This is a genomic window from Oceanitalea stevensii, assembly GCF_014837105.1.
Lineage (GTDB): Bacteria > Actinomycetota > Actinomycetes > Actinomycetales > Actinomycetaceae > Oceanitalea > Oceanitalea stevensii.
On sequence record NZ_JACSPO010000009.1, the window covers coordinates 1 to 26,015 of the forward strand.

At 71.4% G+C, this 26,015-nt stretch carries 23 protein-coding genes and 1 pseudogene; 12 read left to right on the forward strand and 12 right to left on the reverse strand.

Annotated elements, in window-relative coordinates; translation table 11 throughout:
• Positions 1–657 (reverse strand): annotated as a pseudogene (locus H9624_RS13090) (hypothetical protein); the annotation flags it as partial.
• 109 nt (positions 658–766) lie between these two features.
• On the opposite strand from H9624_RS13090, the gene H9624_RS13095 reads away from it, so the two are divergent.
• Entirely contained in the window at positions 767–1,345 is a 579-nt protein-coding gene (locus H9624_RS13095; RefSeq protein WP_251840338.1) for an HhH-GPD-type base excision DNA repair protein, read from the forward strand.
• Between the two features lie 37 nt (positions 1,346–1,382).
• A complete protein-coding gene (locus tag H9624_RS13100; RefSeq protein WP_251840339.1) occupies positions 1,383–2,177 on the forward strand; it encodes a sulfite exporter TauE/SafE family protein in 795 nt (264 codons plus the stop codon).
• 93 nt (positions 2,178–2,270) lie between these two features.
• Here the strand turns inward: H9624_RS13100 and H9624_RS13105 are convergent, their stop codons facing one another.
• The 6 genes from H9624_RS13105 to H9624_RS13130 all read right to left on the reverse strand — a co-directional run bounded on the left by H9624_RS13105 (position 2,271) and on the right by H9624_RS13130 (position 6,403).
• Positions 2,271–2,513, reverse strand: a complete 243-nt coding sequence (locus tag H9624_RS13105; protein ID WP_251840340.1) for a helix-turn-helix domain-containing protein — start codon at positions 2,511–2,513, stop codon at positions 2,271–2,273.
• Positions 2,513–3,172, reverse strand: coding sequence for a hypothetical protein (locus tag H9624_RS13110; RefSeq protein WP_251840341.1), 660 nt, complete (start codon positions 3,170–3,172; stop codon positions 2,513–2,515). The genes H9624_RS13105 and H9624_RS13110 overlap by 1 nt, the downstream gene beginning before the upstream one ends.
• Positions 3,173–3,294: 122 nt before the next feature.
• Complete coding sequence (locus H9624_RS13115; RefSeq protein WP_251840342.1) at positions 3,295–3,588, reverse strand: antibiotic biosynthesis monooxygenase family protein; 294 nt, start codon at positions 3,586–3,588, stop codon at positions 3,295–3,297.
• A gap of 42 nt (positions 3,589–3,630) precedes the next feature.
• Positions 3,631–4,206, reverse strand: coding sequence for a hypothetical protein (locus H9624_RS13120; RefSeq protein ID WP_251840343.1), 576 nt, complete (start codon positions 4,204–4,206; stop codon positions 3,631–3,633).
• Between the two features lie 57 nt (positions 4,207–4,263).
• Positions 4,264–5,304 (reverse strand): LacI family DNA-binding transcriptional regulator, encoded by a 1,041-nt coding sequence (locus H9624_RS13125; RefSeq protein WP_251840344.1) that lies wholly within the window; start codon positions 5,302–5,304, stop codon positions 4,264–4,266.
• A gap of 73 nt (positions 5,305–5,377) precedes the next feature.
• Positions 5,378–6,403, reverse strand: coding sequence for a LacI family DNA-binding transcriptional regulator (locus tag H9624_RS13130; RefSeq protein WP_251840345.1), 1,026 nt, complete (start codon positions 6,401–6,403; stop codon positions 5,378–5,380).
• A gap of 153 nt (positions 6,404–6,556) precedes the next feature.
• On the opposite strand from H9624_RS13130, the gene H9624_RS13135 reads away from it, so the two are divergent.
• From H9624_RS13135 to araA, 6 genes are all read left to right on the forward strand, one after another.
• Complete coding sequence (locus tag H9624_RS13135) at positions 6,557–7,813, forward strand: sugar ABC transporter substrate-binding protein (protein ID WP_251840346.1); 1,257 nt, start codon at positions 6,557–6,559, stop codon at positions 7,811–7,813.
• Between the two features lie 52 nt (positions 7,814–7,865).
• Entirely contained in the window at positions 7,866–8,801 is a 936-nt protein-coding gene (locus H9624_RS13140) for a carbohydrate ABC transporter permease (protein WP_251840347.1), read from the forward strand.
• A complete protein-coding gene (locus H9624_RS13145) occupies positions 8,798–9,613 on the forward strand; it encodes a carbohydrate ABC transporter permease (protein WP_251840348.1) in 816 nt (271 codons plus the stop codon). The genes H9624_RS13140 and H9624_RS13145 overlap by 4 nt, the downstream gene beginning before the upstream one ends.
• Positions 9,614–9,657: 44 nt before the next feature.
• Positions 9,658–11,568 (forward strand): glycoside hydrolase family 127 protein, encoded by a 1,911-nt coding sequence (locus H9624_RS13150; protein ID WP_251840349.1) that lies wholly within the window; start codon positions 9,658–9,660, stop codon positions 11,566–11,568.
• Positions 11,569–11,756: 188 nt separating this feature from the next.
• Complete coding sequence (locus tag H9624_RS13155; protein ID WP_251840350.1) at positions 11,757–12,482, forward strand: L-ribulose-5-phosphate 4-epimerase; 726 nt, start codon at positions 11,757–11,759, stop codon at positions 12,480–12,482.
• 2 nt (positions 12,483–12,484) lie between these two features.
• On the forward strand, positions 12,485–13,993 hold the full coding sequence (gene araA, locus H9624_RS13160) for an L-arabinose isomerase (RefSeq protein WP_251840351.1): 1,509 nt from the start codon (positions 12,485–12,487) through the stop codon (positions 13,991–13,993).
• Positions 13,994–14,059: 66 nt separating this feature from the next.
• Here the strand turns inward: araA and H9624_RS13165 are convergent, their stop codons facing one another.
• Positions 14,060–15,085 (reverse strand): LacI family DNA-binding transcriptional regulator, encoded by a 1,026-nt coding sequence (locus H9624_RS13165; RefSeq protein ID WP_251840352.1) that lies wholly within the window; start codon positions 15,083–15,085, stop codon positions 14,060–14,062.
• A gap of 203 nt (positions 15,086–15,288) precedes the next feature.
• Here H9624_RS13165 and H9624_RS13170 point away from each other — a divergent pair, with 203 nt between their 5' ends.
• The 4 genes from H9624_RS13170 to H9624_RS13185 all read left to right on the forward strand — a co-directional run bounded on the left by H9624_RS13170 (position 15,289) and on the right by H9624_RS13185 (position 20,043).
• The gene (locus H9624_RS13170) at positions 15,289–16,278 is read left to right on the forward strand and encodes an ABC transporter substrate-binding protein (protein ID WP_251840353.1); all 990 of its coding nucleotides are present in this window, start codon (positions 15,289–15,291) and stop codon (positions 16,276–16,278) included.
• 95 nt (positions 16,279–16,373) lie between these two features.
• On the forward strand, positions 16,374–17,912 hold the full coding sequence (locus tag H9624_RS13175) for a sugar ABC transporter ATP-binding protein (protein ID WP_251840354.1): 1,539 nt from the start codon (positions 16,374–16,376) through the stop codon (positions 17,910–17,912).
• Positions 17,909–18,973 carry an ABC transporter permease gene (locus tag H9624_RS13180; RefSeq protein WP_251840355.1) on the forward strand — a complete coding sequence of 355 codons (1,065 nt, stop codon included), beginning with the start codon at positions 17,909–17,911 and terminating at the stop codon, positions 18,971–18,973. The genes H9624_RS13175 and H9624_RS13180 overlap by 4 nt, the downstream gene beginning before the upstream one ends.
• An 86-nt stretch (positions 18,974–19,059) precedes the next feature.
• Positions 19,060–20,043, forward strand: a complete 984-nt coding sequence (locus H9624_RS13185) for an ABC transporter permease subunit (RefSeq protein WP_504740260.1) — start codon at positions 19,060–19,062, stop codon at positions 20,041–20,043.
• Between the two features lie 65 nt (positions 20,044–20,108).
• Here the strand turns inward: H9624_RS13185 and H9624_RS13190 are convergent, their stop codons facing one another.
• The 4 genes from H9624_RS13190 to chvE form a co-directional block, all read right to left on the reverse strand.
• Entirely contained in the window at positions 20,109–21,707 is a 1,599-nt protein-coding gene (locus H9624_RS13190) for a xylulokinase (protein WP_251840356.1), read from the reverse strand.
• 81 nt (positions 21,708–21,788) lie between these two features.
• Entirely contained in the window at positions 21,789–22,964 is a 1,176-nt protein-coding gene (gene mmsB, locus H9624_RS13195; protein WP_251840357.1) for a multiple monosaccharide ABC transporter permease, read from the reverse strand.
• The gene (gene mmsA / locus H9624_RS13200) at positions 22,961–24,502 is read right to left on the reverse strand and encodes a multiple monosaccharide ABC transporter ATP-binding protein (protein ID WP_251840358.1); all 1,542 of its coding nucleotides are present in this window, start codon (positions 24,500–24,502) and stop codon (positions 22,961–22,963) included. The genes mmsB and mmsA overlap by 4 nt, the downstream gene beginning before the upstream one ends.
• A 79-nt stretch (positions 24,503–24,581) precedes the next feature.
• Positions 24,582–25,751 carry a multiple monosaccharide ABC transporter substrate-binding protein gene (gene chvE, locus H9624_RS13205; RefSeq protein WP_504740259.1) on the reverse strand — a complete coding sequence of 390 codons (1,170 nt, stop codon included), beginning with the start codon at positions 25,749–25,751 and terminating at the stop codon, positions 24,582–24,584.
• Positions 25,752–26,015: the final 264 nt, after the last annotated feature.

The window sequence follows — 26,015 nt, forward strand, 5'->3', positions numbered from 1 at the left end:
TCGGGGCCAGTCGATGAGACCGCGGTCGAGGAGCTCGCCGGTGGGTTCGAACATGCCACCGAAGGCGCGGCCGCAGGTGGCGATCTTGACGGCGGCCTGCTTGGTGATCCGCAGCCGCATGGACAGCTCCTGGCCCACGACACACTCCCCGCGGGTGCGGCCGGGGACGTCACCGGGCCAGGTGGGGTTCACCGAGTCGCGCTCGGCGAGCACGGCGGCGGCGCGGGCTGCTCTGCCTGCGGACCAGGCCTCCATGCGCTTGTGGGCGGCGACCAACTCGACGAGGGAGAAGTCGTCCACGTCGGCGGGGTCGATCTCCTCCAGGATTCGCGCTAGGCGCAGACCCGGGGGCAGGTGCTCCAGGAAGTCACCCAGCGCACCGGGCTGGGGGAGGAGCTCGGCCAGCACACTGCGCGGCCACCCCGCCGGCTCGCCCTCACGGTAGGTCGGCAGGCCGAACTGCACCCACTCCAGCGGCGGTGACTGCTCCGGGCCGGTGGGGCGGGAGATGTCGATACGGATCGGCTCGTCCTCGCCAGGGGCGTGGAGCTCGAGGCTCTCGAGGTAGGGGACGACCAGGCCGGCCGACGGGTCCTCGGCCGGGTCGGTAGGCGCACTGCCGGCCGCGGTCTCTGGCTCCTTGTCGTCGCGGTCCATCGGCGGCACCTCCTCGTACCACCTATCATATCGAACGCACGTTCGAACGGGAAGGGGTGTGGAGAAGACTCGCCGGCCGCATCGCGCGCGCCGGTGAGAGGATCGGACTATGGACCACGACCTGCACTTCACCGGTGACGCCGCCGCCGACCAGCTGCTGTCCACCGACCCGCTGGCCCTCCTCATCGGCATGCTCCTCGACCAGCAGGTTCCGATGGAGACCGCCTTCGCCGGCCCCCACAAGCTCCACGAGCGCCTCGGTGGCTTCGACGCCGCCCGCCTCGCGGCCATGGACCCCGACGAGCTCACCGAGGTCATGCGCCAGACCCCGGCCGTCCACCGCTACCCGGGCTCGATGGCGAAGCGGATCGTCGCGCTGAGCGCCGCCGTCGTCGAGGACTACGACGGCGACGTCTCGCGCCTGTGGACCGACGGCGACCCCGACGGCGCCGAGATCCTGCGCCGCCTCAAGAAGCTGCCCGGCTACGGGGAGCAGAAGGCGAAGATCTTCCTCGCTCTCCTTGGCAAGCAGTGCGGCCTCGAAGCGCCGGGCTGGCGAGAGGCGGCGGGGAACTACGGCGAGGAGGGTGCGCGCCGGTCGATCGCCGACGTCGTCGACGAGGACACGCTGCTCCAGGTCCGCGAGACGAAGCGCGCGATGAAGGCGGCGGCCAAGAAGAAGGACTGAGCGTGCGGCCAGCGGCCATCCAACCGAGCGTGCGGCGATGAACGTCGCGATCGCTGCGGGTGTCGGGTTGCTCGTCGGCGTCGTCGTCGGCACCCTCGGCGCGGGCGGCGGGATCCTCAGCCTCCCGATCCTCGTCTACGTCCTCGGCCAGGACCCTCACGCCGCGGCGACCGCCTCGCTCGTCATCGTCGGGGCGACGTCAGTCGTGTCCCTCGTGCCGCACGCGCGGCGCGGCAACGTCCAGTGGCGCCGGGGGCTCGTCTTCGGCCTCCTCGGCGCGGTGGGTGCCGTCGGGGGAGCGCGGCTCGCGGCGCTCGTCGACGCCGACCTCCTCATGGCACTGCTCGCCGGCCTGCTCCTCGTCGTCTCCGCCGTCATGCTCCGCCGCTCCCTCATGGACCGGCGGCGCGGCGACGACGGAGCCCCGGCGCCGTCGTCGTCGAGCCGGGTCGTCACAGGGCTGGTCACGGTCATCGTCGCCTCGTTCGTCGGTCTGCTCACCGGCTTCTTCGGGGTGGGCGGCGGCTTCATCGTCGTCCCGGCCCTGCTGCTCGTCATGCGGGTGGACATGCGCCTGGCGGTGGGGACCTCGCTGCTCGTCATCGTCGTCAACGCCGTCCTCGGGCTCGTGGGCCGCGTGGGGCAGGACCTCACCGTCGACTGGCCCGTCGTCGCGGCCTTCGCCGTCACCTCGATGCTCGGCGGCCTCCTCGCGGGGCGCTTCTCCGCGCGTGCCAGGCCACGCACGCTGAGCCTGCTCTTCGCGCTGCTCCTCCTCGCCGTCGCCGTCGTCACCGGTGTCCAGGCCGTCCCCGCGCTCCTCGCCGGGTAGGGCCCGGCACAGGCCCTCAAGCCGCCCGCGCCGTGCCAGGAACGGCTCAGCGCTGGGCGGGGAGGAGTCGGTGGCGCGCTCCCCTGGCCGCTCCTACCGGTCCGCTCGGACGAGCAGCTCGCCGATCTCGCAGTCCAGTGCCTGGCAGATCGCGATGAGGGTGGAGAAGCGGATCGCGCGGGCGCGGTCGTTCTTGAGCACCGAGAGGTTGACGATGCTCATCCCCACGAGCTCGCTCAGGCGGGTGAGGGTCATGCCGCGCTCGGCGAGCAGCTCGTCGAGGCGGCAGTGGACGCCGGTGGGGGCGTCCTCCTCCGCAGCCTTGGCGCGCGCCATCAGACCAGGCCCTCGGTGTCCCGCTGCATCCGGGCGCCGATCTGGAAGGCGAGAGCGACCACGGCCAGCGCCATCCCCACGCTGATCGGCGCGAGGTCGACCGAGAGGCCGAAGGCCAGGAGGCTCTCGCCCGAGCCGGCGCCGCCGGTGACCGCGGGGCCGAGGTGGTCGACGACGGCCGCCCTCCCGGCGGCCTCGAGCAGCTGGGCGGCGGTGCCGCCGATGATGATGAGGAGGGCGCTCGTGACGAGCGCGGCGGTCACCGAGCGCCCGAAGGGGCGGGTGCGCAGCACCCGCAGGGCGAGCCAGAGCAGCGCAAGACTGACGCCGACGACGGACAGCGCCATCACCGCCGAGTGCCCGGCGAAGAGCCACCGCGCGGAGTCCGGCAGGTTGGCGACGCTGAGCGTGGCCGAGTCGTACCAGGCTGCGGTCACCTGCTCGACGGGCTCAGTGACCTCGGGCGCGCGGGCGTTGACCAGCTCGAAGCCGCTGATCGTCAGCGGGTCGTCGCGCACGGCCTGGACCACGGACAGCACGCCGCCGACGGCGGCGCCCAGGGCCACCAGGCCGGCCAGGGCGGCCGTCGCGCCCAGTGCGAAGCGGTCCGTGCGGGACATGACCGGCCGCTCGTCCACGGGCGGGGGCACAGCGTTCATCGTCGCCTCCTTATCGAGAGTCGTTAATAACGACTGTCGTTAAGGTAGGCCGCGGCCGTGCCGCTGTCAACGGCCGTCGCGTCGGCGGGTGAGCCGGCGGGCGGGGTGGCCCACCGTCGTCGTCAGGACAGCTCGACGACCTCGAACTCGAGGAGCTCGGCGCCGCTCGCCACCGGACGGCCGCCGCCGTGACCGTGCTGGAACTCCTGGGAGTCGCGCCAGGCCTCGAAGTCGGCCTGGCTCGCCCACGTCGTCACGACGAAGTAGCGCTCCTCCCCGGCCACCGGGCGCAGCAGCTGGAAGCCCTCGAAGCCGGGGGCGGAGTCGACGGCGTGCTTGCGGGCGGAGAACCGCGCCTCGAGCTCCGCGCCGGAGCCCTCGGGCACGGAGATGGCGTTGATCTTGACGACGGACATGCTGTCTCCCTCGGTGTGGTCGTGCCCCGATCGTAGGAGGGCTCAGTCCAGGAGCCAGTGGTAGCGCAGCCGCAGCGCCCGCTCCAGGCCCGCGAGCAGGGCGGCGACGGACAGCGGCGTGTTGAGCGAGGCCGGCAGCGTGACCGGTGCGGTGAAGTCGTACCAGCCCGTGACGCGCGCACCGAGCTCGAGGAGCTGGGGCACCTGGACGAGCAGGGCGAGGGTGAGGACCGCCCACGAGGCCGCGGCCAGGCGCCGGCTCAGCGTGGGACGGTCGCGGTCGAGGTCCGCGCGCCACCGCTCCGCGGTACCCGGCGCCGGGACCAGCTGCGCCGCGGTGCCGTCGGGGCGCACGAGGTGGACGCGCCGCAGGCCGAGGAGGCTCCACGCGACCTCGAGGCGCGCGCCGTCGTCGAGCGTGAACGACGAGGTGCCGCGCTGCACCCGCTCCTGCACGCCGTCGCGGTAGAGGTGGACCTTCTCGTCCCAGTCGAGGTAGTCGACCTCGACGTCCCACCGCGCCCCGGCGTGCTCGGTGCCGAACACCCCGCGCCACAGCGCCTGCCACCCGCGCACCGGCCGCAGCGCGCTGCCGTCCCCTGCTCTCTCCCGTGCCACGGATCCACCCTGCCGGGCGCTCCCGGCGGCCGCGTCAACCTTTCGGCGGACACCCGGTCAGCCGACGGGCTCTCCCCGCCGCGCGCCGCAGGACTCGCGGACCACGAGCTCGGGCCGGTTCGGCTCCGGGTCCCCGCTGCGCCCCTCGAGCGCCGCGAACAGCGTGTCGATGGCGTGCCGGCCGAGCGCCTCGAAGGGCTGGCGGACCGTGGTGAGCGGCGGCTCGTAGAACTCGCAGCCGGCGACGTCGTCGTAGCCGACGACGGCGATGTCCTCGGGGATCCGCAGCCCCACCTGGTGGAAGGCCCGCATCGCGCCGAGCGCCATGTAGTCGTTCGCGGCGAAGACGGCGGTGGGCCGCTCGCGCTGGGCGAGCAGCTGCTGGGCGCCCGCGTAGCCGTCGGCGCCCTCCCAGCCGCCGCTCACCGGCTCGAGCACGGGCAGCCCGGCGTCGGCAAGCTCGGCCTGCCAGCCCACGACGCGCGCCCGCGCGTCGAACCACTCGAACGGGCCGGCGATGTGCGCGATGCGCTCGTGGCCCAGGGAGATGAGGTGCGCCGTCGCGTCCCGCGCGCCCTGCTCGTTGTCGATGGCCACGACGTGGAGCGGGCCGGGGTCGGGCATGTCGGTGGCGATGGCGACGACGGGCAGCGTGCCGGCGAGCCGCTGCGCCTCGACGGCGGTCTGCATCGTCGGCGCGACGACGATGATGCCGTCCACGCCGAGGGTGAGGAAGAAGTCGAGGACCTCGGTGGGGCTGGTGCGCGCCGTCTCGGTGGCCGCGCTGATCGTCGCGTAGCCGAAGTCGAGGGCGGCCTCCTGGATGGCGAGGCTCATGTGGCTGGGCCCGAACAGCGTCACCGCCGGGGTCACGACGCCGATGAGGTGGGAGCGGCGGGTGGCGAGTGCGCGGGCCGACATGTTGCGGCGGTAGCCGAGCGCCTCGATCGCCTCCTCCACCCGCAGGCGGGTGGCGGGCCGCACGAGGTCGGGGGAGTTGAGGACGCGAGAGACGGTCTGGTGGGAGACGCCCGCACGCGCGGCGACGTCCGCCATCACCGGCAGTCGTCTGGCCTTCCCTGGCACGACGTTGTCCACTGGGGATTCTCCTATCGGGTTCTCGGCACATTGTGCCGTCTACGGCCACCGCTTCGGTGCGACAGCCGGCGTGTCAGGCCCCCTCGAGGGAGGAGCCACGGACGACGAGGCGGCACGGCTCGGTGTGGACGCCCGACGCCGCCTTGCCGTCGATCGCGTCGAAGATCGCCTGCGCCGCGCGGCGACCGAGCCGCTCGAAGCTCATGTCGACGCTGGTGAGCTGGGGCCGCGCACCGGTCGCGAGGATCTCCCAGTTGTCGAAGCTGACGACGGCGACGTCGCGCGGCACGTCCCGGCCGAGGTCGCGCAGCGTGTCGAGGACCCCGCGGGCGATCTGGTCGCTGCCGCAGACGATGGCGTCGACGTCGGGGGAGCGGTCCAGGACCGTGCGGGTGGCGGCCCGCCCCCACGACTCCGACCACGTCCCGTGGACGGCGCGGCCGTCGACGAGCTCGAGGCCGGCGGCGGCCATCGCCTCGTCGACGCCCTGGACGCGGTCACGCGCCGCGGCGTAGGTGGGGTCACCGGCGATGTGCGCGATCCGCCGTCGGCCCAGCGTGATGAGGTGCTCGGCGGCCTGCCGCCCGGCACCGACGTTGTCCGGGACGAAGGAGAGGTCCGCGGGATCCTCCGAGGGGGCGTAGACGTAGACGACGGGGACCGGCACGTCCGGAACCGGGGGCCGCGGGTCGGTCCGGCTCCCGACGACGATGAGCCCGTCCACCCGGCGCCCCAGGAGCGCCTGGAGGTGGTAGGACTCGCGGATCGGGTCCTCGCGGGCGTCGCACAGGAAGATCGAGGTCTTCCCGGCGCCGAAGGCGTCCTCCGCGCCCATGAGGATGGGGATGGAGAAGCGGCCCTCGAGGTCGTTCGTCACCAGGCCCACGGTGCCGCTCTGCCCGCTCAGCAGGTTCTGCGCGAGCGTGTTCGGCGTGAAGGAGAGCCGCTCGGCCGTCTCGACCACCCGGCGTCGGGTGTCGGGGTGGACGTTCGCCCGCCCGTTGAGCGCCTTGGACGCGGTCGCGACCGAGACGCCCGCCAGCCGCGCGACGTCCTTGAGCGTCACGTTGCGTGAGCGCGTACCGTCCCCATCGTCCATTTCGCCTCCTCACGGGATGAAACCGTCGTCATCCTAGCCTTGAATTCGGACCCAGGTCTCGTGCTACGGTGCACCCGAAAACCATTTCGGTACGTTTCCGTACCGACCCCACATGGGATCCGGGCCACAGCGCCCGGAGGAGGAGAGGGTGCAATGACGACCCAGTTCACGAGGCGCGCGATGGTGGGGGCCACCGCTGTCCTGGCACTGACCCTGGCGGCGTGCGGCGGCGGCGAGGACGCCGACGACGCGGCCACCGGTGGTGGCTCGAACGAGCTCACCGTGTGGCACTACTTCAGCGAGGACAACCAGGTCGCGCTGATGGACGCGTACGCGGAGAAGTTCGAGGCGGAGCACGAGGGCGTCACCGTCAACAACGTGTTCCAGCCCTACGACCAGATGAACTCCAAGGTCGTCTCCGCCGCCGGTGCCGGGCAGGGCCCCGACGTCATCGTCTTCAACGGCGCGGAGTGGAGCACCCTGGCGATGGCCGGCGCGCTCGCCCCGCTCGACGACTACTGGGCCGACTTCGAGGGCGCCGACCAGTTCCCCGACGCCGTCCTCCACGGCATGGACGGGTCCACCTACGCCGTCCAGGGCTACGTCAACCTCCTCGGCCTCTGGTACAACGCCGACATCCTCGCGGAGATCGGCGTCGAGCCGCCCACGACGATGGAGGAGCTCGAGTCCGCCATGGCCGCCGCCGTCGAGGCCGGCCACCGCGGCATCACGCTGTCCGCCCTCCCGCAGTCGCAGGGCGAGTGGCAGGCCTACCCCTGGCTGAGCAGCGCCGGGTTCGACTACGAGAACCTCGACGAGGCCGCCCTCGCCGAGGGCTTCGGCCGCGTCCGCGGCTGGATCGAGGAGGGCTACCTCTCCCAGGAGGCCGTCACCTGGGACCAGACCGTCCCCTTCCAGCAGTTCACCGCCGGTGGCGTCGCCTTTGCGGAGAACGGCAACTGGCAGATGGGTGCCGCCGCGGCGGACGCCGACTTCGAGTACGGCGTCGTCCCGCTGCCCCTCGACGAGGGTGGCCAGGTGTACCTCGGTGGTGAGGGGCAGGCCATCGGCGCCAACGCCCAGAACCCCGACCTCGCCTGGGAGTACCTCCAGTCGACCTACCTCGACTACGACGGTCAGCTCATCGCGCAGGAGAACGTCGGCTCCATCCCCTCCCGCGCCGACGCCTCCCAGGAGGAGGGCGTGACGAGCGACCCGCTGCTCCAGCCCTTCGCCCAGACGCTCGCCGACATGGGCACGAACTACCCGGCCCAGGTCATCCCGCCGGAGGCCGTCGCCGACGTCCAGGCGGCCGTGGGCCAGGCCTGGAGCGCGGCGCTCGCCGGGCAGACCGCCCCCGAGGCGGCCGCGGCGCAGGTCGTCGGCCAGCTCCAGGGCCTCATCGGCTGACGGAGGGGGAGGCGCTGATGTCGACAACAACACGTGAGAGGCATGGACTGACATGACGATCACCCCGGTACCGGCGCCTCCCCGCCGCCGTGGCCGCACCTCCGCGCGGCCCGCGCGGGTGCGGAACACGCGGTACGCCTTCCTCGTCCCCGCGGCGATCTTCTTCGCCCTGTTCTCGATCTACCCGCTGGTCACGCTCGTGTCGATGAGCCTGAGCGACGTCACGTCGGCGACGCTCAACACCGACTGGGTGTTCAGCGGCCTGGAGAACTTCCGCGCCGGCTTCGAGTCGGGCGAGACGACCGCCGCCCTGCTGCGCACGCTCGTCTTCGTCCTCTTCGTCACGGTGGTCGGCATGGTCGGCGGCCTTGCCGCGGCGATCGCGCTGCGGACCACCGGCTGGTGGTCCGCGGCGGTCCTTGCCGTCATGGTCTTCGTCTGGGCGCTGCCGCCGGTCGTCAACGGCAGCGTGTGGAAGTTCCTCCTCGCCGACGCCGGCCTCGTCAACATGGCGGCCCGCGCGCTCGGGCTCACGGAGACGGCCCTGCCCTTCCTCTACGACCCGCAGTGGGCGCTGTGGGCGGTGGCCTTCGTCAACGCCTGGGCCGTCATCCCGTTCAACGCCCTCGTCTTCCGAGCCGCGCTGATGAACATCTCCCCGGAGGTCTTCGAGGCCGCCTCGCTCGACGGCGCGAACAGGTGGCAGGAGATCCGCCACATCATGATCCCCGCCGCCCGCCCCACGGCCATGGTGCTGCTCGTCCTCACCATCGTCTTCGGCTTCCGCAGCTTCGACTACATCTACGTCATGACCTACGGCGGGCCGGGCTCGGCGACGACCACCCTGCCCTTCCTGGGCTACCTCCAGGCCTTCGGGCGCTACGACTTCGGCCTGGGATCGGCGACGTCGGTCATCACCGTGCTCCTCGTCGTCGTCCTGGCCCTCGTCTACGTCCGCAGCATCCGCCGGGAGGAGAGCGAGTCATGAGCATGAAGGCAGGTCCGGTCACCACCGGCATCAAGATCCTCCTCGCGCTGCTGTACGGCATCCCGCTCGTGTGGATCGTCCTCACGTCCTTCAAGTCCAGCGGGGACGTCTTCAGCAGCGACGCCACCCTCCTGTTCCGTCCCGTCACCGAGGCGTACGTCAACGTGCTGGGCCCGGACCTGGCGGTCGCGCTGCGCCAGTCGGTGATCATCGCGGTCGGGACGACGGCGCTCGTCCTCCTCATCGGGATCCCGGCGGCCTACGCACTGGCTCGCACGAGCGGGTTCATCACCTCCGTCGGCCTCGCCCTGCTCATCGTCCTGCAGATGCTCCCGCAGACGGCCAACGTCATCCCGCTGTTCCAGGTCTTCGGCAGCTGGGGGCTGCTCGACAGCACGCTCGGCGTCATCATCGCCGACACCGCGCTCCTCACGCCCTTCGCCGTCATGCTCATGCGCCCGTTCTTCCGGGCCGTGCCCGTCTCCCTGGAGGAGGCGGCCTCGCTGGACGGCGCGAACCTGCTGCGCACCTTTGGGCGGATCGTCCTGCCCGTGGCCCGCAACGGTGTCGCGACGACGGGCACGCTCGTCTTCATGCTCGCGTGGGGGGAGTTCCTCTACGCCGTCAACCTGTTCCTCTCCCCGGGCACCTACCCGCTGAGCGCGCTCGTCGCGCAGCAGGTCGGCGCCTTCGGGATCGACTGGCCCGGCCTCATGGCGCTGGCCGTCCTCACGTCCCTGCCGATCCTCGTCGTCTACGCCCTCAGCTACCGCCTGCTCCGCGACGGCCTCACCGTCGGCGCCGTCAAGTAGCCCCACCCGCTGCACGCCCCTTCTCACAAGGAGTTGGTTCCGCCATGCCCACAGGCCACGACGCGCAGGTCCGCGCGCTGCCCGTCTCCCCCTCGACCGGCGCCCTGCGTCCGCTCGACCTGCACGAGGTCCGCGTCACCGGCGGGTTCTGGAGCGACTTCCAGCAGCTCAACGCCACGGTGATGATCCGCCACGCCGAGGACTGGATGGAGCGGGTCGGGTGGATCGGGAACTTCGACGCGGCCGTCGAGGGTCGGCTGCCCGCCGACCGGCAGGGCCGGGAGTTCGCCGACTCCGACGTCTACAAGCTCATGGAGGCGATGGCCTGGGAGATCGGGCGCACCGGCGACGCCGAGCTCGAGGCCCGCTTCCAGGCGCTCGTCGACCGCATCGAGCCGGTCCAGGAGGAGGACGGCTACCTCAACACCCACTTCGGCCGGCCCGGCCAGCAGCCGCGCTACAGCGACATGGAGTGGGGCCACGAGCTCTACTGCTTCGGCCACCTCATCCAGGCCGGTGTCGCCCGCGGCCGCACGCACGGGCGTGACCGCTTCGTCGAGATCGCCATCCGCGCCGCCGACCACGTGTGCGAGACCTTCGGCCCCGACGGGCTCGACACGATCTGCGGGCACCCCGAGATCGAGCCGGCCCTGGCCGAGCTCGCCCGCTACACGGGGGAGCGCAAGTACCTCGACCAGGCACGCCTGTTCGTCGAGCGCCGCGGCCACGGGCGCCTCGGGGAGATCTGGTTCGGCCCGGAGTACTTCCAGGAGGACGTCCCGGTGCGCGAGGCCGAGGTGCTGCGCGGTCACGCCGTGCGGGCGCTCTACCTCGCCGCCGGCGCGATCGACGTCGCCGTGGAGACCGGCGACGAGGAGCTGATCGGCGCGGTCACCCGCCAGATGAGCCGGACCGTCGCCCGCCGGACCTACCTCACCGGCGGCATGGGCGCCCACCACGAGGGCGAGGCCTTCGGCGACGACTTCGAGCTCCCGTCGGACCGCGCCTACTCCGAGACCTGCGCCGGCGTCGGCGCCGCGATGGTGGGGGAGCGGCTGCTCCTCGCCACCGGCGACCCCGTCCACGCCGACCTCGTCGAGCGGGTGCTGCTCAACGTCGTCGCCACCTCCCCGTCCGAGGACGGGCACGGCTTCTTCTACACCAACACCCTCCACCAGCGGGAGCCGGGCACCACCGCGGCCACCGACGAGGTCGCCGCTCGTGCCGCCTCGAGCCTGCGGGCGCCCTGGTTCGCGGTCTCGTGCTGCCCGACGAACGTCGCCCGCACGGTCGCCTCCTTCGGCACCTACGTGGCCACGGCCGACGACGACGGCGTCCAGCTCCAGCAGCTCGCCACCGCCGAGGTCCGCACCACGCTGCCCGACGGCTGCCCCGTCGCCCTGGACGTCGAGACGGACTACCCCCACGACGGGCGGGTGCGCGTCACCGTCCGCGAGGACGCCACCCGGCCCTGGACCCTGCGCGTGCGCGTGCCCGGCTGGGCCACCGCCGGCGCCGTCCTGCGCGTCGACGGGGAGGAGACGACCGTCCTGCCGGGCTACGCCGAGGTGCGCCGCGCCTTCCGGGCGGGCGACGTCGTCGAGCTCGACCTGCCCGTGCGTGCCCGCTGGACGTGGGCCGACCCGCGCGTGGACGCCGTGCGCGGCCAGGTGGCCGTCGAGCGCGGGCCGCTCGTCATGGCCCTGGAGTCCACGGACCTGGGCGAGGACGTCAACCTCGCCGCCGTCGACGTCGAGGCGGCGCCGGTGGAGCGTGACGGCCAGGTGCTCGTCCGGGTCCGCACCGCGGCGCCCACCGAGCGCGACTGGCCCTTCCCCGCCGAGCCGGCCCACCCGGACACGGTGGCGGACGCCGGGCTCGTCCCGCTCGTGCCCTACCACCGTTGGGGCAACCGCGGGCCCTCGACGATGCGCGTCTGGATCCCGCAGGCCTGAGCCAGGGACGCACACCCGGTCACCCGCACGCCCGCCCCGGGGCGTGTGCAGTGACCGGGTGTGCGTACTCGGCAAATCGCGATGTGAGCGGTAACATCGTCGGCGATGGGTCGATGACGACGAAACGTGAGGACACGCATGAGCCCCAGGACAACCCCCTCCGTCACCGGCACGAGGGAGGACGCGCGATGAGAGCGCTGACCGATCTCACGGCCGAGCAGCAGGAGGCCGTGGCCAACACGCGCGGCATCGTCGCCGCCCTCCACGCCGAGCTCCCGCGCAACGGGCTCGTCGTGTGGACCGCCGGCAACGTCTCCCAGCGCGTGCCCGGCACCGACCTGTTCGTCATCAAGCCCTCCGGCGTGTCCTACGACCAGCTCGCCCCGGACGTCATGGTCGTGTGCGAGCTGGACGGCACGAAGATCGACGACGGCACCGCGGCCCACCTGCAGCCCTCGTCCGACACCGCCGCGCACGCCTACGTCTACCGCCACATGCCCGAGGTCGGCGGCGTCGTCCACACCCACTCGCCCTACGCCACGGCGTGGGCGGCGGTGGGCGAGCCGGTGCCGTGCACGCTGACGATGATGGCCGACGAGTTCGGCGGCCCGGTGCCGATCGGCCCCTTCGCGCTCATCGGTGACGACTCGATCGGCCGCGGCATCGTCGAGACGCTGCGCGACTCGCGCTCCCCGGCGGTGCTCATGCAGAACCACGGACCCTTCACCATCGGCAAGGACGCCCGCGCCGCCGTCAAGGCCGCCGTCATGGTCGAGGAGGTGGCCCGGACGACGTTCCTGGCCCGCCAGCTCGGCACGCCGATCCCGATGGACCAGGCCGACATCGACCGCCTCTACGACCGTTACCAGAACGTCTACGGCCAGCACGCCGACGACGACGAGCAGGAGAGCTGAACATGGACAACCCCTTCGAGGGCAAGGAGATCTGGTTCCTCACCGGGAGCCAGGACCTCTACGGCGAGGACACCCTGGCCCAGGTGGCCGAGCAGTCGGCGCAGATCGTCGCGACGCTGAACGAGGCCGCGCAGATCCCCGTCCGCATCGTGCTCAAGGGCACGATGAAGGACCGCGACACGATCCGCGACACCGCCCGCGCCGCGAACGCCGACCCGCGCTGCCTCGGCGTCGTCGTGTGGATGCACACCTTCTCCCCGGCGAAGATGTGGATCCTCGGCCTGGACGCGCTGGACAAGCCGATCCTCCACCTCCACACCCAGGCCAACCTCGCGCTGCCGTGGTCCACGATCGACATGGACTTCATGAACCTCAACCAGGCAGCGCACGGGGACCGGGAGTTCGCCTACCTCGCCACCCGGATGGGCGTGGCCCGCAAGACCGTCGTCGGGCACGCGAGCCACGAGCCGGTGCGCGACAAGATCGCCACCTGGGCCCGCGCCGCCGCCGGCTGGGACGCGCTGCAGCACATGCGCGTGGCCCGCTTCGGGGACAACATGCGCGACGTCGCCGTCACCGAGGGCGACAAGACCGAGGCGGAGATCGCCCTCGGCGTCTCGATCAACACCTGGGGCGTCAACGACCTCGTCGAGAAGGTCGAGGCCGTCGAGGAGTCCGCGATCGACGCGCTCGTCGCCGAGTACGACGAGCTGTACGACGTCGCGCCCGAGCTCAGGGCCGGCGGTGAGCGCCGCGAGTCCCTGCGCTACGGCGCCCGCCAGGAGCTCGCCCTGCGCGCCTTCCTCGAGGAGGGCGGCTTCACCGCCTTCACGACGAACTTCCAGGACCTCGGCGGGCTGCGCCAGCTGCCCGGCCTGGCCGTCCAGCGGCTCATGGCCGACGGCTACGGCTTCGGCGCCGAGGGCGACTGGAAGACCTCGGTCCTCGTGCGCGCGGCCAAGGTCATGGGCTACGGCCTGCCCGGCGGCGCCTCCCTCATGGAGGACTACACCTACGAGCTGACCCCGGGCCGGGAGAAGATCCTCGGCGCGCACATGCTCGAGATCTGCCCGAGCCTCACCGAGGACCGGCCCTCCCTGGAGATCCACCCGCTCGGCATCGGGGACCGTGAGGACCCGGTCCGCCTCAAGTTCACCGCGGACCCCGGCCCGGCCGTCCTCGTCTCCCTCGCCGACCTGCGCGAGCGCTTCCGTCTCACCGCGAACGTCGTCGACGTCGTCGAGCCGGACGAGGACCTGCCGAACCTGCCCGTCGCCTGCGCCGTGTGGGAGCCGCGCCCGGACTTCGCGACCTCCGCGGAGTGCTGGCTCACCGCCGGGGGAGCCCACCACACCGTGATGTCGACGGCGCTGGGCATCGAGGTCTTCGACGACCTCGCCACCATCGCCGGCATCGAGCTCGCCGTCATCGACGAGGACACCTCGGCGCGGGCGTTCCGCGACGAGCTGCGCCTCAACCTCGCGTACTACCGCCTGGCCCAGGGCCTGTAGCGCGACCGCAGTCAGAGAGGGGCCGGCCCGGGCGGGGCCGGCCCCTCTCGCGTTGACCGGGCGCTCTCAGCGCGTGACGTGCCGCCCCGAGGACGCGCGGACCACCAGCTCCGGCCGGCTCGACGCGGCGGCGGGGGTCTCGCCCGCGAGGACCGCCACGAGCGTGTCGATCGCCTGGCGGCCGACGTCGTCGAAGGGCTGGCGCACCGTCGTCAGGGGTGGCCCGTAGAAGGCCGAGCCCGGGACGTCGTCGTAGCCGACCACGGCGACGTCGTCGGGGACGCGCAGCCCGGCGTCGTCGAAGGCCCGCAGCAGCCCGAGGGCGAGCTGGTCGTTCGCGGCGAAGACCGCCGTCGGGACCTCGCGCTGCGCGAGGAGACGCCGCCCGGCCGCGTACCCCTGGCCCGCGTCCCACCCGCCCTCGACGACGTCCGGGACGGGCAGCCCCGCGTCGAGGAGCTGGGAGCGCCAGCCCTCGACGCGGGCGCGGGCGTCGAACCACTCGGCCGGACCGGCGACGTGCGCGACGTGCCGGTGCCCGAGCGCGACGAGGTGGGCGGTCGCGTCCCGCGCGCCCTGGCGGTGGTCGATGGTGACGACGTGCAGGGGCCCCGCGGCCGGCTGGTCGGCGGAGATCATGACGACGGGCAGCGAGACGGCCAGCCCGTGCGCCGCCTCCGCGGTCCCGACGGTCGGGGCGACGACGACGATCCCGTCGACGCGCAGGTCGAGGAAGAACTCGAGCACCTCGTGCGGGCTCGTCGCCGCGTCCTCGATCGCGGCGGTCACGCTGGCGTACCCGGCGGCGCGGGCGGCGTGCTGGATCGCCGTCGTCGCGTGGCTCGGGCCGAAGAGCGTCACCCCGGGGGTGACGACGCCGATGAGCTGGCTCCGGTTCGTCGCCAGCGCCCGCGCGGACAGGTTGCGCCGGTAGCCGAGCTCGGCGATCGCCCGGCGCACCCGGTCACGCGTCGCCGGCCGCACCAGCGCCGGTGAGTTGAGCACGCGGGAGACTGTCTGGTGGGACACCCCGGCGCGCGCGGCGACGTCCGCCATGACGGGGGGACGGCGTGGCGTCAGTGGTGCGTTCATCGTTACCTCTGCAGGTCAGAGCGGTGTCTGCGGCGACTGCTCAGGTCCGGGCGGGGTGGCGGCTCACCGGTCTGCCTCGACCGAGTACCTCCGCCGAACCCCTTGACCGACGCAAATGTTAGCGCCCACAATGAGAGCGCTAACACACTGACACGCACACTAGGTGCGACAGGCATCGAAGTCGATGCTCTCGAGGAGGAGACATGTTCAGTAGCAGAGGCGCACGCCTGCGGGCGACTGCGGCACTGGCAACGGCCGCCATGCTGGCCCTGGCCGGCTGTGGCGGAGGGAACGGCGACGGTGGCGACGACGGCGCGACCGGTGGCGGGGGTGACGAGCTCATCCGCGTCGGCTTCTCCCAGCTCGGCGCCGAGAGCGGGTGGCGTACCGCCAACACCGAGTCGGTCCAGGCCAGCCTGAGCGAGGAGAACGGCATCGACCTCACCTTCGTCGACGCCCAGCAGAAGCAGGAGAACCAGATCCGGGCCCTGCGGGACTTCGTCTCGCAGGACATGGACGTCATCGCGTTCTCGCCGGTCATCGAGACGGGCTGGGACCAGGTCCTCCAGGAGATCAAGGACGCCGGGATCCCCGTCGTCCTCGTCGACCGCACCGTCGAGACGACGGTCGAGGACCCCTTCGTCACGTGGATCGGCTCGGACTTCCGGGCCGAGGGCGTGACCGCGGGGGAGTGGGTGGCCGAGAACCACCCCGACGCCCAGATCTTCGAGCTCCAGGGCACGATGGGCTCCGGCGCGCAGGTCGACCGCCAGGAGGGCTTCCGCGAGATCGTCGGTGACCAGATCATCGGCGAGGCCAGCGGCAACTTCACCCGCGCCGAGGGCCGCACGGCCGTCGAGGCGGCGCTCCAGGCCTACCCCGACCTGGACCTCATCTTCTCCCACAACGACGACATGGGGCTCGGCGCCATCGAGGCCATCGAGGCCGCCGGCATGACGCCCGGCGAGGACATCACCATCGTCACCGTCGACGCCGTCAAGGACGGCCTCCAGGCCCTCGTCGACGGCAAGTTCAACTTCGTCGTCGAGTGCAACCCGGTGTTCGGCGACCAGCTCGCCGAGCTCATCAACCAGGTCCACGCCGGCGAGGAGGTCCCCGAGCAGACCTTCGTCGAGGAGAGCGCCTTCGACCAGACCATCACGCAGGAGTTCGTGGACGAGCGGCCGTACTGACGCAGGCCGGCGCCGGGAGCCTCCCGGCGCCGACCGCCGGCCCGCCACGGTGGCGGGCCGGCGTCAGTCACCCACCCCCACACGGAAGGTCGGCGATGTCCGCTGCACCCACCCCGGTCGTCGAGATGACCGGGATCACCATCACGTTCCCCGGCGTCAAGGCGCTCGACGCCGTCGACTTCAGGCTGTTCCCCGGTGAGGTCCACGCCCTCATGGGGGAGAACGGCGCCGGGAAGTCCACCCTCATCAAGGCGCTGACCGGCGTCTACGGCATCGACGCCGGCCGGGTCGTCGTCGCCGGCCACGAGCAGCGCTTCAGCGACCCCGGCGCGGCAAAGGCGGCGGGGATCAGCACCGTCTACCAGGAGGTCAACCTCTGCGCGAACCTCACCGTCGGTGAGAACGTCATGCTCGGGCACGAGGTGCGCACCGGCCCCTTCATCAACTGGCGTGCCACCCACCGGGAGGCGGCCCGCCACCTCGGCGAGCTCAACCTCTCCATCGACCCGCGCTCGCCGCTCGCGTCCCACACCATCGCCGTCCAGCAGCTGTGCGCCATCGCCCGCGCGATCGTCGTCGACGCCAAGGTCCTCATCCTCGACGAGCCGACCTCCAGCCTGGACAAGGCCGAGGTCGCCGAGCTCTTCCGGGTGATCCGCCAGCTGCGGGACAACGGCGTCGCGGTCCTGTTCGTCTCGCACTTCCTCGAGCAGGTCTACGAGATCTCCGACCGGATGACCGTGCTGCGCAACGGCCGGCTCGTCGGCGAGCACCGCACCGCCGACCTCCCGCGCCTCGAGCTCATCTCCAAGATGATCGGCCGCGCCAGCGACGCCTTCGAGGACATCGAGCAGGAGGCCCGCCAGGTCGCCGCCCGCGACCTCAGCGGCGGCACGCCGCTCATGCGGGTCGTCGGCCTGGGCAAGGACGGCTCGATCGAGCCCTTCGACCTCGAGCTGCACGCCGGGGAGATCGTCGGCATGGCGGGGCTGCTGGGGTCCGGGCGCACGGAGGCGGGCCGGCTGCTCGCCGGCGTCGACCGGGCCGACCACGGCAGCGTCGAGGTCGACGGCAAGCCCGTGCGGCTCAGCTCCCCGCGGGTGGCCCTCGGCCACGACATCGCCTTCTCCACCGAGGACCGGAAGAAGGAGGGCATCGTCGGCGACCTCACCGTCCGGGAGAACATCGCGCTGGCGATCCAGGCCGGCCGGGGCACCTGGCGCCCCATCCCGCGCAAGGAGCTCGACGCGATCGTCGCCAAGTACATCGCGGCGCTCGACATCAACCCGCCCAACCCGAACGCCCTCATCAAGAACCTCTCCGGCGGCAACCAGCAGAAGGTGCTCCTCGCGCGCTGGCTCGCCACCTCCCCGCGGCTGCTCGTCCTCGACGAGCCCACCCGCGGCATCGACATCGGGGCCAAGGCCGAGATCCAGAAGCTCGTCGCCGACCTCTCCCGGGACGGCATGTCCGTCGTCTTCATCTCCTCCGAGCTCGAGGAGGTGGTGCGCCTGAGCGAGCGGATCCTCGTGCTCCGTGACCGCCAGGTCATCGCGGAGGTCGCCAACGACGACGACGTCACCCCCGGAGCAATCCTCGAGACCATCGCCACGAGCGGAGCGCAGGAGTCATGACCGCGTCCACCGACCGACGGACCGGGCGCTCCCTGCTCCGGGACGTCTCCAGCCACGGGATGTTCTGGCCCGTCGTGGCCCTCGTCCTCCTCGTCCTCGCCTGCGGGCTGCGCAGCCCCGGCTTCCTCGAGATCACCGTCCGGGACGGGCACCTGTTCGGCCAGCTCGTCGACATCGCACGCAACAGCGCGACGCCGCTCCTGCTCGCCCTGGGCATGTGTCTCGTCATCGCCACCGGCGGCATCGACCTCTCGGTCGGTGCGGTCATGGCGATCTCGCTCGCCGTCTCCCTCGAGTACATCGACGGCGCAGCGGACCCCGGCGTCGCCACGGCGGTCACCGCCGTCGGCCTCGGCCTGCTCGTCGCCACCCTGGTCGGCGTCTTCAACGGCTTCCTCGTCACCGTCCTGGGCATCCAACCCTTCATCGCGACGCTCATCCTCATGGTGGCCGGGCGCGGCATCGCGATGCTCATCACCCAGGGACAGATCACCACGGTGACCAGTCCGCCCTTCAAGTCGATCGGCTCGGGCTTCGTGCTCGGGATCCCGACCCCGGTGGTCATCGCGCTCGCGGTGTTCGTGCTGCTCAGCCTGGTGGTCCGGCGGACCGCGCTCGGCATGTTCCTCGAGTCCATCGGCATCAACGGGGAGGCCTCCCGCCTCTCCGGCGTCAAGGCGCGGAGCACGACGTGGATCGTCTACGTCATCGCCGGCTTCCTCGCCGGGCTCGCGGGCATCGTCTACGGCGCCCCGACGATGGCGGCCGACGCGAACAACATCGGCCTCATGCGGGAGCTCGACGCGATCATGGTCGTCGTCCTCGGCGGCACCAAGCTCTCCGGCGGCCGCTTCTACCTCGGCGGTGTCGTCGTCGGTGCACTGATCCTCAGCACCATCGAGCGGGCCGTCATCATCTTCCAGCTGCCCTCCGAGACGACCCCGCTGTTCAAGGCGATCGTCCTCATCGCCGTCACGGTCGCGGCGTCGCCGATCCTGCGCGACCGCGCGCAGCTGCGGCGGGCCCGGGCAGACGTCAACCCCGAGAAGGTGGCAGCGTGATGCGATCACAGACGAAGACCCGGGCGACGACGACGGCGGGACCGAACGCCACGCCCCCCGCGGCCGGCGCGTCGCTGCGGGCACGCATGGGCCGGCTGGACCGGCGCTTCCTCCCGGTGGTGGGCACGGTCGCCACGCTGGTCGTCATGCTCGGCGTCGGCCAGGCGAGGTACAGCACGGACAACGCGAGCTTCGTCAGCATGCGGCTGTTCTCCAACCTGCTCGTCGACAACTCCTACCTGCTCGTCCTCGCCGTCGGGATGACCTTCGTCATCCTCACCGGGGGGATCGACCTGTCGGTCGGGGCCGTCGTCGCCCTCGTCGGGCTCACCGTCGCGCAGCTGTTCATCACCGGGGTGCCGCTGCCCGTCGTCCTCGCGGTCGGCGTCCTCATCGGCACCCTGTGCGGCCTGCTCATCGGCGTCATGGTCCAGGTGTTCGACATCCAACCCTTCATCGCCTCGCTCGCGGTCATGTTCCTCGCGCGCGGGCTCGCCAACGTCGTCAGCGTGCAGTCGCTCGCCATCGACGACCCCGGCTTCGCCGCGCTCGCCTCCTGGAGCATCCAGTTCGGTGAGGGCAGCAGCCTCTGGCGGATCAACTCGAGCATGGTCGTCGCCGTCGTCGTCCTGCTCCTCGCGTTCTACCTGCTCCACTACACGCGCTTCGGCCGCACCGTCTACGGGCTGGGCAGCGGGGACGACGGCTCGGCCGTCCGGCTCATGGGGCTGCGCGGGGAGCGGACGCGGATCCTCGTCTACGTCATCAGCGGCACGTGCGCCGGCATCGCGGGCATCCTCTTCGCCTTCTACACCCGCTCGGGGTTCAACCTCACCGGCATCGGGATGGAGCTGGACGCGATCGCGGCCGTCGTCATCGGTGGCACGCTCCTCGCCGGCGGCGTGGGCTTCGTGCTCGGCACCGGCGTCGGCGTGCTCGTCTACGGCCTCATCCAGGTGCTCATCGCCCGCGAGGGGCTCGACTCGTGGTGGACCCGCGTGTTCATCGGGATCGTCCTGCTCGCCTTCGTCATCCTGCAGCGCGCGATCTCGGTGCGACGCAAGAGCTGACCCCACCCAGTAGGTACGCGGAAGGGCCCCCCCCCCCGGGGCCGGCCCCCTTCCGTGTGCTCGGGTCAGAGCGCCTCGACGGCGGCCCCCACGGCCGCGAGCCCGGCGCGGTAGCGCTCGAGGAAGGCCGCGTAGCCGGCGACGTCCTGCGGGTCGGGCTGCGCGGTGTCGAAGGAGGCCCCGGCGAAGACCTGCCCGTCGAGGTAGCCGGCGAGGTCGGTGCTCTCCGCAGCACCGAGGTAGGAGGCGAGGACCGCAATGCCCCACGCCCCGCCCTCGGACGCCGTCTCCCCGACGGACACGGGCGCGTCGAGCGCCCCCGCGAGGAAGCGCTGGGCGACGCCGGCGGTCCGGAACATCCCGCCGTGGGCGAGCATCCGGTCGATCTCCACGCCCTGACCGGCGAGGACCTGCATCCCCATGCTCAGCGTGCCGAAGACGCCGTAGACCTGGGCGCGGACGAAGTTCGCCAGGGTGAGGCGGCTGTCCGGCGTGCGCAGGACGAGCGGGCGGCCCTCGTCGAGACCCGAGATCGGCTCCCCGGCGAGGTAGTTGTAGGCGAGCAGCCCGCCCGCGTCCGCCTCGCCGTCGAGCGCCTCGGACAGGAGGGTGGCGAAGACGGCGTCGCCGCTCATCGGGGTGCCCGCCGCCTCGGCGAAGCGGCCGAACAGGCCGGCCCACGCGCCGAGCTCGCTGGCCCCGTTGTTGCAGTGGACCATCGCGACCGGGTCCCCGGCCGGCGTGGTGACGAGGTCGATCTCGTGGTGCATCCCCTCCAGCGGCCGCTCGAGGACGACCATGGAGAAGATGCTCGTGCCCGCGCTCACGTTGCCGGTGCGGGGGGCGACGGCGTTCGTCGCGACCATCCCGGTGCCGGCGTCGCCCTCGGGCGGGCACAGCGGCACCCCGGCCTGGAGGGTGCCGGACGGGTCGAGGAGCGCGGCGCCGTCGGCGGTGAGCGCACCGGCGGGCCGGCCGGCGGCGAGCACCTCGGGGAGCAGCTCGACGGCGTGCGCGACGGGCAGCCGGCCCGCGAGGAGCGTGTCGAGGCGCTCGAGCATGCCGGCGTCGTAGGTGCCGGTGGCCGGGTCGATGGGGAACATGCCCGAGGCGTCGCCGACGCCGAGCACGCGCTGCCCGGTGAGGCGCCAGTGGACGTACCCGGCCAGCGTCGTGAGGAAGCGGATCTGCGGGACGTGCTCCTCGCCGTCGAGCACGGCCTGGTGGAGGTGCGCGACGGACCAGCGCAGCGGGATGTTGACGCCGAGCAGCTCCGAGAGCTCGGCGGCGGCCGGGCCGGTGGTCGTGTTGCGCCACGTGCGGAAGGGGACGAGGAGCTCGTCGTCGCCGTCGAAGGCGAGGTAGCCGTGCATCATCGCCGAGACGCCCATCGCGCCGAAGGTCGTGGGACGCACGCCGTAGCGGCGCTCGACGTCGGCGGCGAGGTCGGCGTAGGCGGCCTGCAGGCCCGCCCACACCGACTCCAGCGAGTAGGTCCACGTGCGGCCCGAGAACTCGTTCTCCCACTCGTGGGAGCCGACGGCCAGCACCTGGGTCGGGTCGGGGCCCACGAGGCAGGCCTTGATCCGGGTCGAGCCGAGCTCGATGCCGAGCGAGGTGCGGCCCTCACGGATCGCGTCGGCCAGGTCCTGAGAGTGGTCCATCGGTGGTCCTTCCATGCGTACGGGGGCGGAAACTGCGACGAGGGGCCGCCCGGGTGGACGGCCCCTCGTGTGCGCGCGGGCTCAGCGAGCCCCGGCGCGGCGCTTGTTGTAGACGTCGAAGGCCACGGCGAGGAGGAGCACGAGACCCTTGACGATCTGCTGGGTGGAGGTGGGCACGCCCATGAGCTGCATGCCGTTGGTCATGACGGCCATGATCAGCGCGCCGATCATCGCTCCGGTCACGCGACCGACACCACCGGTGACGGCGGCGCCACCGATGAAGCAGGCGGCGATCGCGTCGAGCTCGAACATGTTGCCCGCAGCAGGCTGCGCGCTGTTCATGCGCGAGGAGTACACGACGCCGGCGATGCCGGAGAGCAGGCCCATGTTGACGAAGATCATGAAGTTGACCTTCTTGACCTTGACGCCCGACAGCTGCGCGGCCGGCAGGTTGCCACCGATCGCGTAGACGTGACGGCCGAAGACCGAGCGCTGCGTGATCACCGTGTAGACGATGATGAGGATCGCCAGGATGACGAGGACGTTCGGCAGGCCGCGGTTCGTGGCCAGCTGGTAGCCGAACCACATGACGACCGCGCCGACGACGACGATCTTGAGGATGAACAGCGGGAAGGCCTCAACGGCCTGCTTGTAGCGCAGGGCGCCCTGGCGGGCACGGACCTGGGTGAAGGCGTAGCCCGCCACGGCCAGGCCGAAGACGATGAGCGTGAGCGCGTCGTAGCCGTAGCCGCCGAGGAGACCGTTCTGGAAGCCGTTGGCGATCTGGTAGTACGTGCCACCGAACGGGGACAGGGAGACGTTGTCGAGCACCTGGTAGGTCATGCCGCGGAAGAGCAGCATGCCGGCCAGGGTGACGATGAACGCCGGGATCCCGATGTAGGCGACCCAGAAGCCCTGCCACACGCCGACCGCCAGGCCGACGCCGATCGCGGCGAGGACGCCGACCCACCACGGCATCCCGTTCTTGACGACGAGCACCGCGGCGACGGCGCCCGCGAGGGCGACGACCGACCCGACCGACAGGTCGATGTGGCCACCGATGATGACGATGACCATGCCGATGGCGAGGATGAGGATGTAGGAGTACTGCAGGACGATGTTCGTGAGGTTGCCCGGGCTGAGGAAGCTCGGGTTGAGGATCGTGAACAGCGCCACGAGCGCCACCAGGGCGATGAGGATGCCGCTCTGTCGGATGTTCCGGGACATGAGCTCCCGGATGTTCGTGATGCCGGTCATTTCGCCGTTTCCTTCTCCATGGTCATGAGTGCCATGAGCTCTTCCTGCGTCGCCTTCTCGACCGGGAGCTGCCCGGTGATGCGGCCGAAGGCCAGGGTGTAGACGCGGTCGCAGATGCCGAGGAGCTCGGGCAGCTCGGAGGAGATGACGACGACCGCCTTCCCCGCCGCGACCATGCGGTTGATGATGGTGTAGATCTCGTACTTGGCGCCGACGTCGATGCCTCGGGTCGGCTCGTCGAGGATGAGGACCTCCGGCTCGGTGTAGAGCCACTTCGACAGCGCGACCTTCTGCTGGTTGCCGCCGGAGAGGTTGCCGACGGTGGCGAGCACCGATGGCGTCTTGATGTTGAGGTTGGTCCGGTACTCCTCGGCGACCTTGAGCTCCTCGTTCGCGTCCACCCAGCCGCGGGGCGCCAGCTTGCGCAGGCCCGCGACGGAGATGTTGCGGCGGATGTTCTCGATGAGGTTGAGCCCGAAGCGCTTGCGGTCCTCGCTCACGTAGGCGATGCCGTTCTCGATCGCCTCGCTCACCGTGCGGACCTTGATCTCCTTGCCGTGGAGGAAGACCCGCCCGGAGATGTCGCGCCCGTAGCTGCGCCCGAACAGGCTCATCGCCAGCTCGGTGCGGCCCGCACCCATGAGGCCGGCGATGCCGACGACCTCACCGGCCCGGACGTCGAAGCTCGCGTTGTCGACGACGACGCGTCCCGCCTGCGTGGGGTGGTGGACGGTCCAGTCCTCCACCCGCAGCACCTCCTCGCCGATCTCCGGCGTGCGCTCGGGATAGCGGTGCTCGAGGTCGCGGCCCACCATGCTGCGGATGATCCGGTCCTGCGTGGCCTCGGGGGAGGCCATGTCGAGGGTCTCGATCGTGCGGCCGTCACGGATGACCGTGGTGCGGTGCGCGATGTCGGCGATCTCGTTGAGCTTGTGGGAGATCATGATGCAGCTCATGCCCTGGGCGTTGAGCTGGCGCAGCAGGCCGAGCAGGTGCTCGGAGTCGGTGTCGTTGAGCGCCGCGGTGGGCTCGTCGAGGATGAGCAGGCGCACGTCCTTGGACAGGGCCTTGGCGATCTCGACGAGCTGCTGCTTGCCGACGCCGAGCTGGCCGACCGGGGTGGTCGGGTTCTCGGCGAGGCCGACGCGGTCGAGGAGCTCGGCGGCGCGGGAGTTCGTCTCGTTCCAGTCGATCAGCCCGGCCCTGCCGCGCTCCTCGTTGCCGAGGAAGATGTTCTCGGCGACGGACAGGTGCGGGACGAGGGCCAGCTCCTGGTGGATGATGACGACGCCGTGGGCCTCGGAGTCGTTGATCGAGCCGAACTGCACCTCCGCGCCGTCGTAGTGGATCTCGCCCTCGTAGGTGCCGTGCGGGTAGACACCCGAGAGGACCTTCATCAGCGTCGACTTGCCGGCGCCGTTCTCCCCGCAGATCGCGTGGATCTCACCCCGCCGGACCTCCAGGGTGACGTCCTGGAGCGCCTTGACGCCGGGGAACGTCTTGGTGATGGAGCGCATCTCCAAGATGTTGTCGGTCATGCCGCCTCACTTCTCGTGGTTGTGCGGTGTGGAGGGGGGGTACGGGGCCGGGCGCGTGGCCCGGCCCCGCACCGTCAGGTCAGGAGCCCTGCTCGACCTGCTCGGCGGTGTAGTAGCCGGTGTCCACGAGGAGCTCGGTGATGTTGTCGGCGTAGACGATGTCCGACTCGAGGAGGTAGGACGGGACGACCTTGACGCCGTTGTCGTACGTGTCGGTGTCGTTCGCCTCGGGCTCGTTGCCCTCGAGGAACGCCTGCGCGGCACGGACGGACTCGGTGGCGAGCTTGCGGGTGTCCTTGAAGATCGTCGCGAACTGCACGCCCTGGTCGATGAGGGTCACCGAGGCGATCTCGGCGTCCTGGCCGGAGACGACCGGCAGGCCCTCCTCGAGGGTGGGGCCGTAACCCGCGCCCTGGAGTGCGGTGATGATGCCGCGGGAGATGCCGTCGAAGGGCGAGAGCACCCCGTGGAGCTCCTCGCCACCGGTGTAGGTGGAGGTGAGGAGGTCCTCCATGCGGCGCTGGGCGGCCTCCTGGCTCCAGCGGAGCGTGGCGACGGTGTCGAAGTCCGTCTGGCCGGAGGGCACGACGAGCGTGCCGGCGTCGATGAAGGGCTTGAGGGTGTCCATCGCGCCGTTGAAGAAGAAGCCCGCGTTGTTGTCGTCGGGCGAGCCGGCGAAGAGCTCGATGTTGAAGGGGCCCTCGGGGGCGTCGGGGTTCTCCGAGCCGTCCGCGTTGAGGAGGCCCAGGCCCACGAGGAGGGAGGTGGCCTGCTGGACGCCGACGTTGTAGTTGTCGAAGGTGACGTAGAAGTCGACGTTCTCGCTGCCGTTGATGAGGCGGTCGTAGGCGATGACCGGGATGCCCGCGGCGCCGGCGGCGTCGAGCTGGCTGGTCAGCGCGGTGCCGTCGATCGAGGCGATGATGAGGAGGTCGACCTCCTGCAGGATCATCTGGTCGATCTGCTGGGTCTGCGTGGGGATGTCGTCGTTGGCGAACTGCAGGTCGACCGTGTAGCCGGCCTCCTCGAGCTGGCTCTTGACGGCGTCACCGTCGGCGATCCAGCGCTCGGAGGTCTGAGTGGGCATGGCGACGCCGATGGTCTGGTCGCCGGCGGCGGCGGTGTCGCCGCCGTTGCCCGCGGGCTCGGTGGTCTCGTCGCCGCTACCGGCCCCGCCGCCACCGCAGGCAGCCAGGGCGAAGGTCATGGTGAGCCCCGCTGCTACTGCTGCGAACTTCCGTGTGCGCAATGTTCTCTCCTTCGAGAGTGGAGGTTGTTCTGGCCCGCCGGACGGCAGGCCCTGTCTGTGCCCGACTGCGTAGTCGGGCGGTGAGGCCGCTGCGCCCTCAGGTGCCGCTGTCGCGGCGAATGTTCACGCTAACATTCTGAACCTTCGAGGCGGTGGATGTCACATCCTTGGTCCTAGGCCGGGTTGCGATTCGGTAACACCACGAGCGTCGGGCGCCGGGGTCTCACCTCGTCGCGGCCACGGTAGCCGTCACGCGCACTCGAT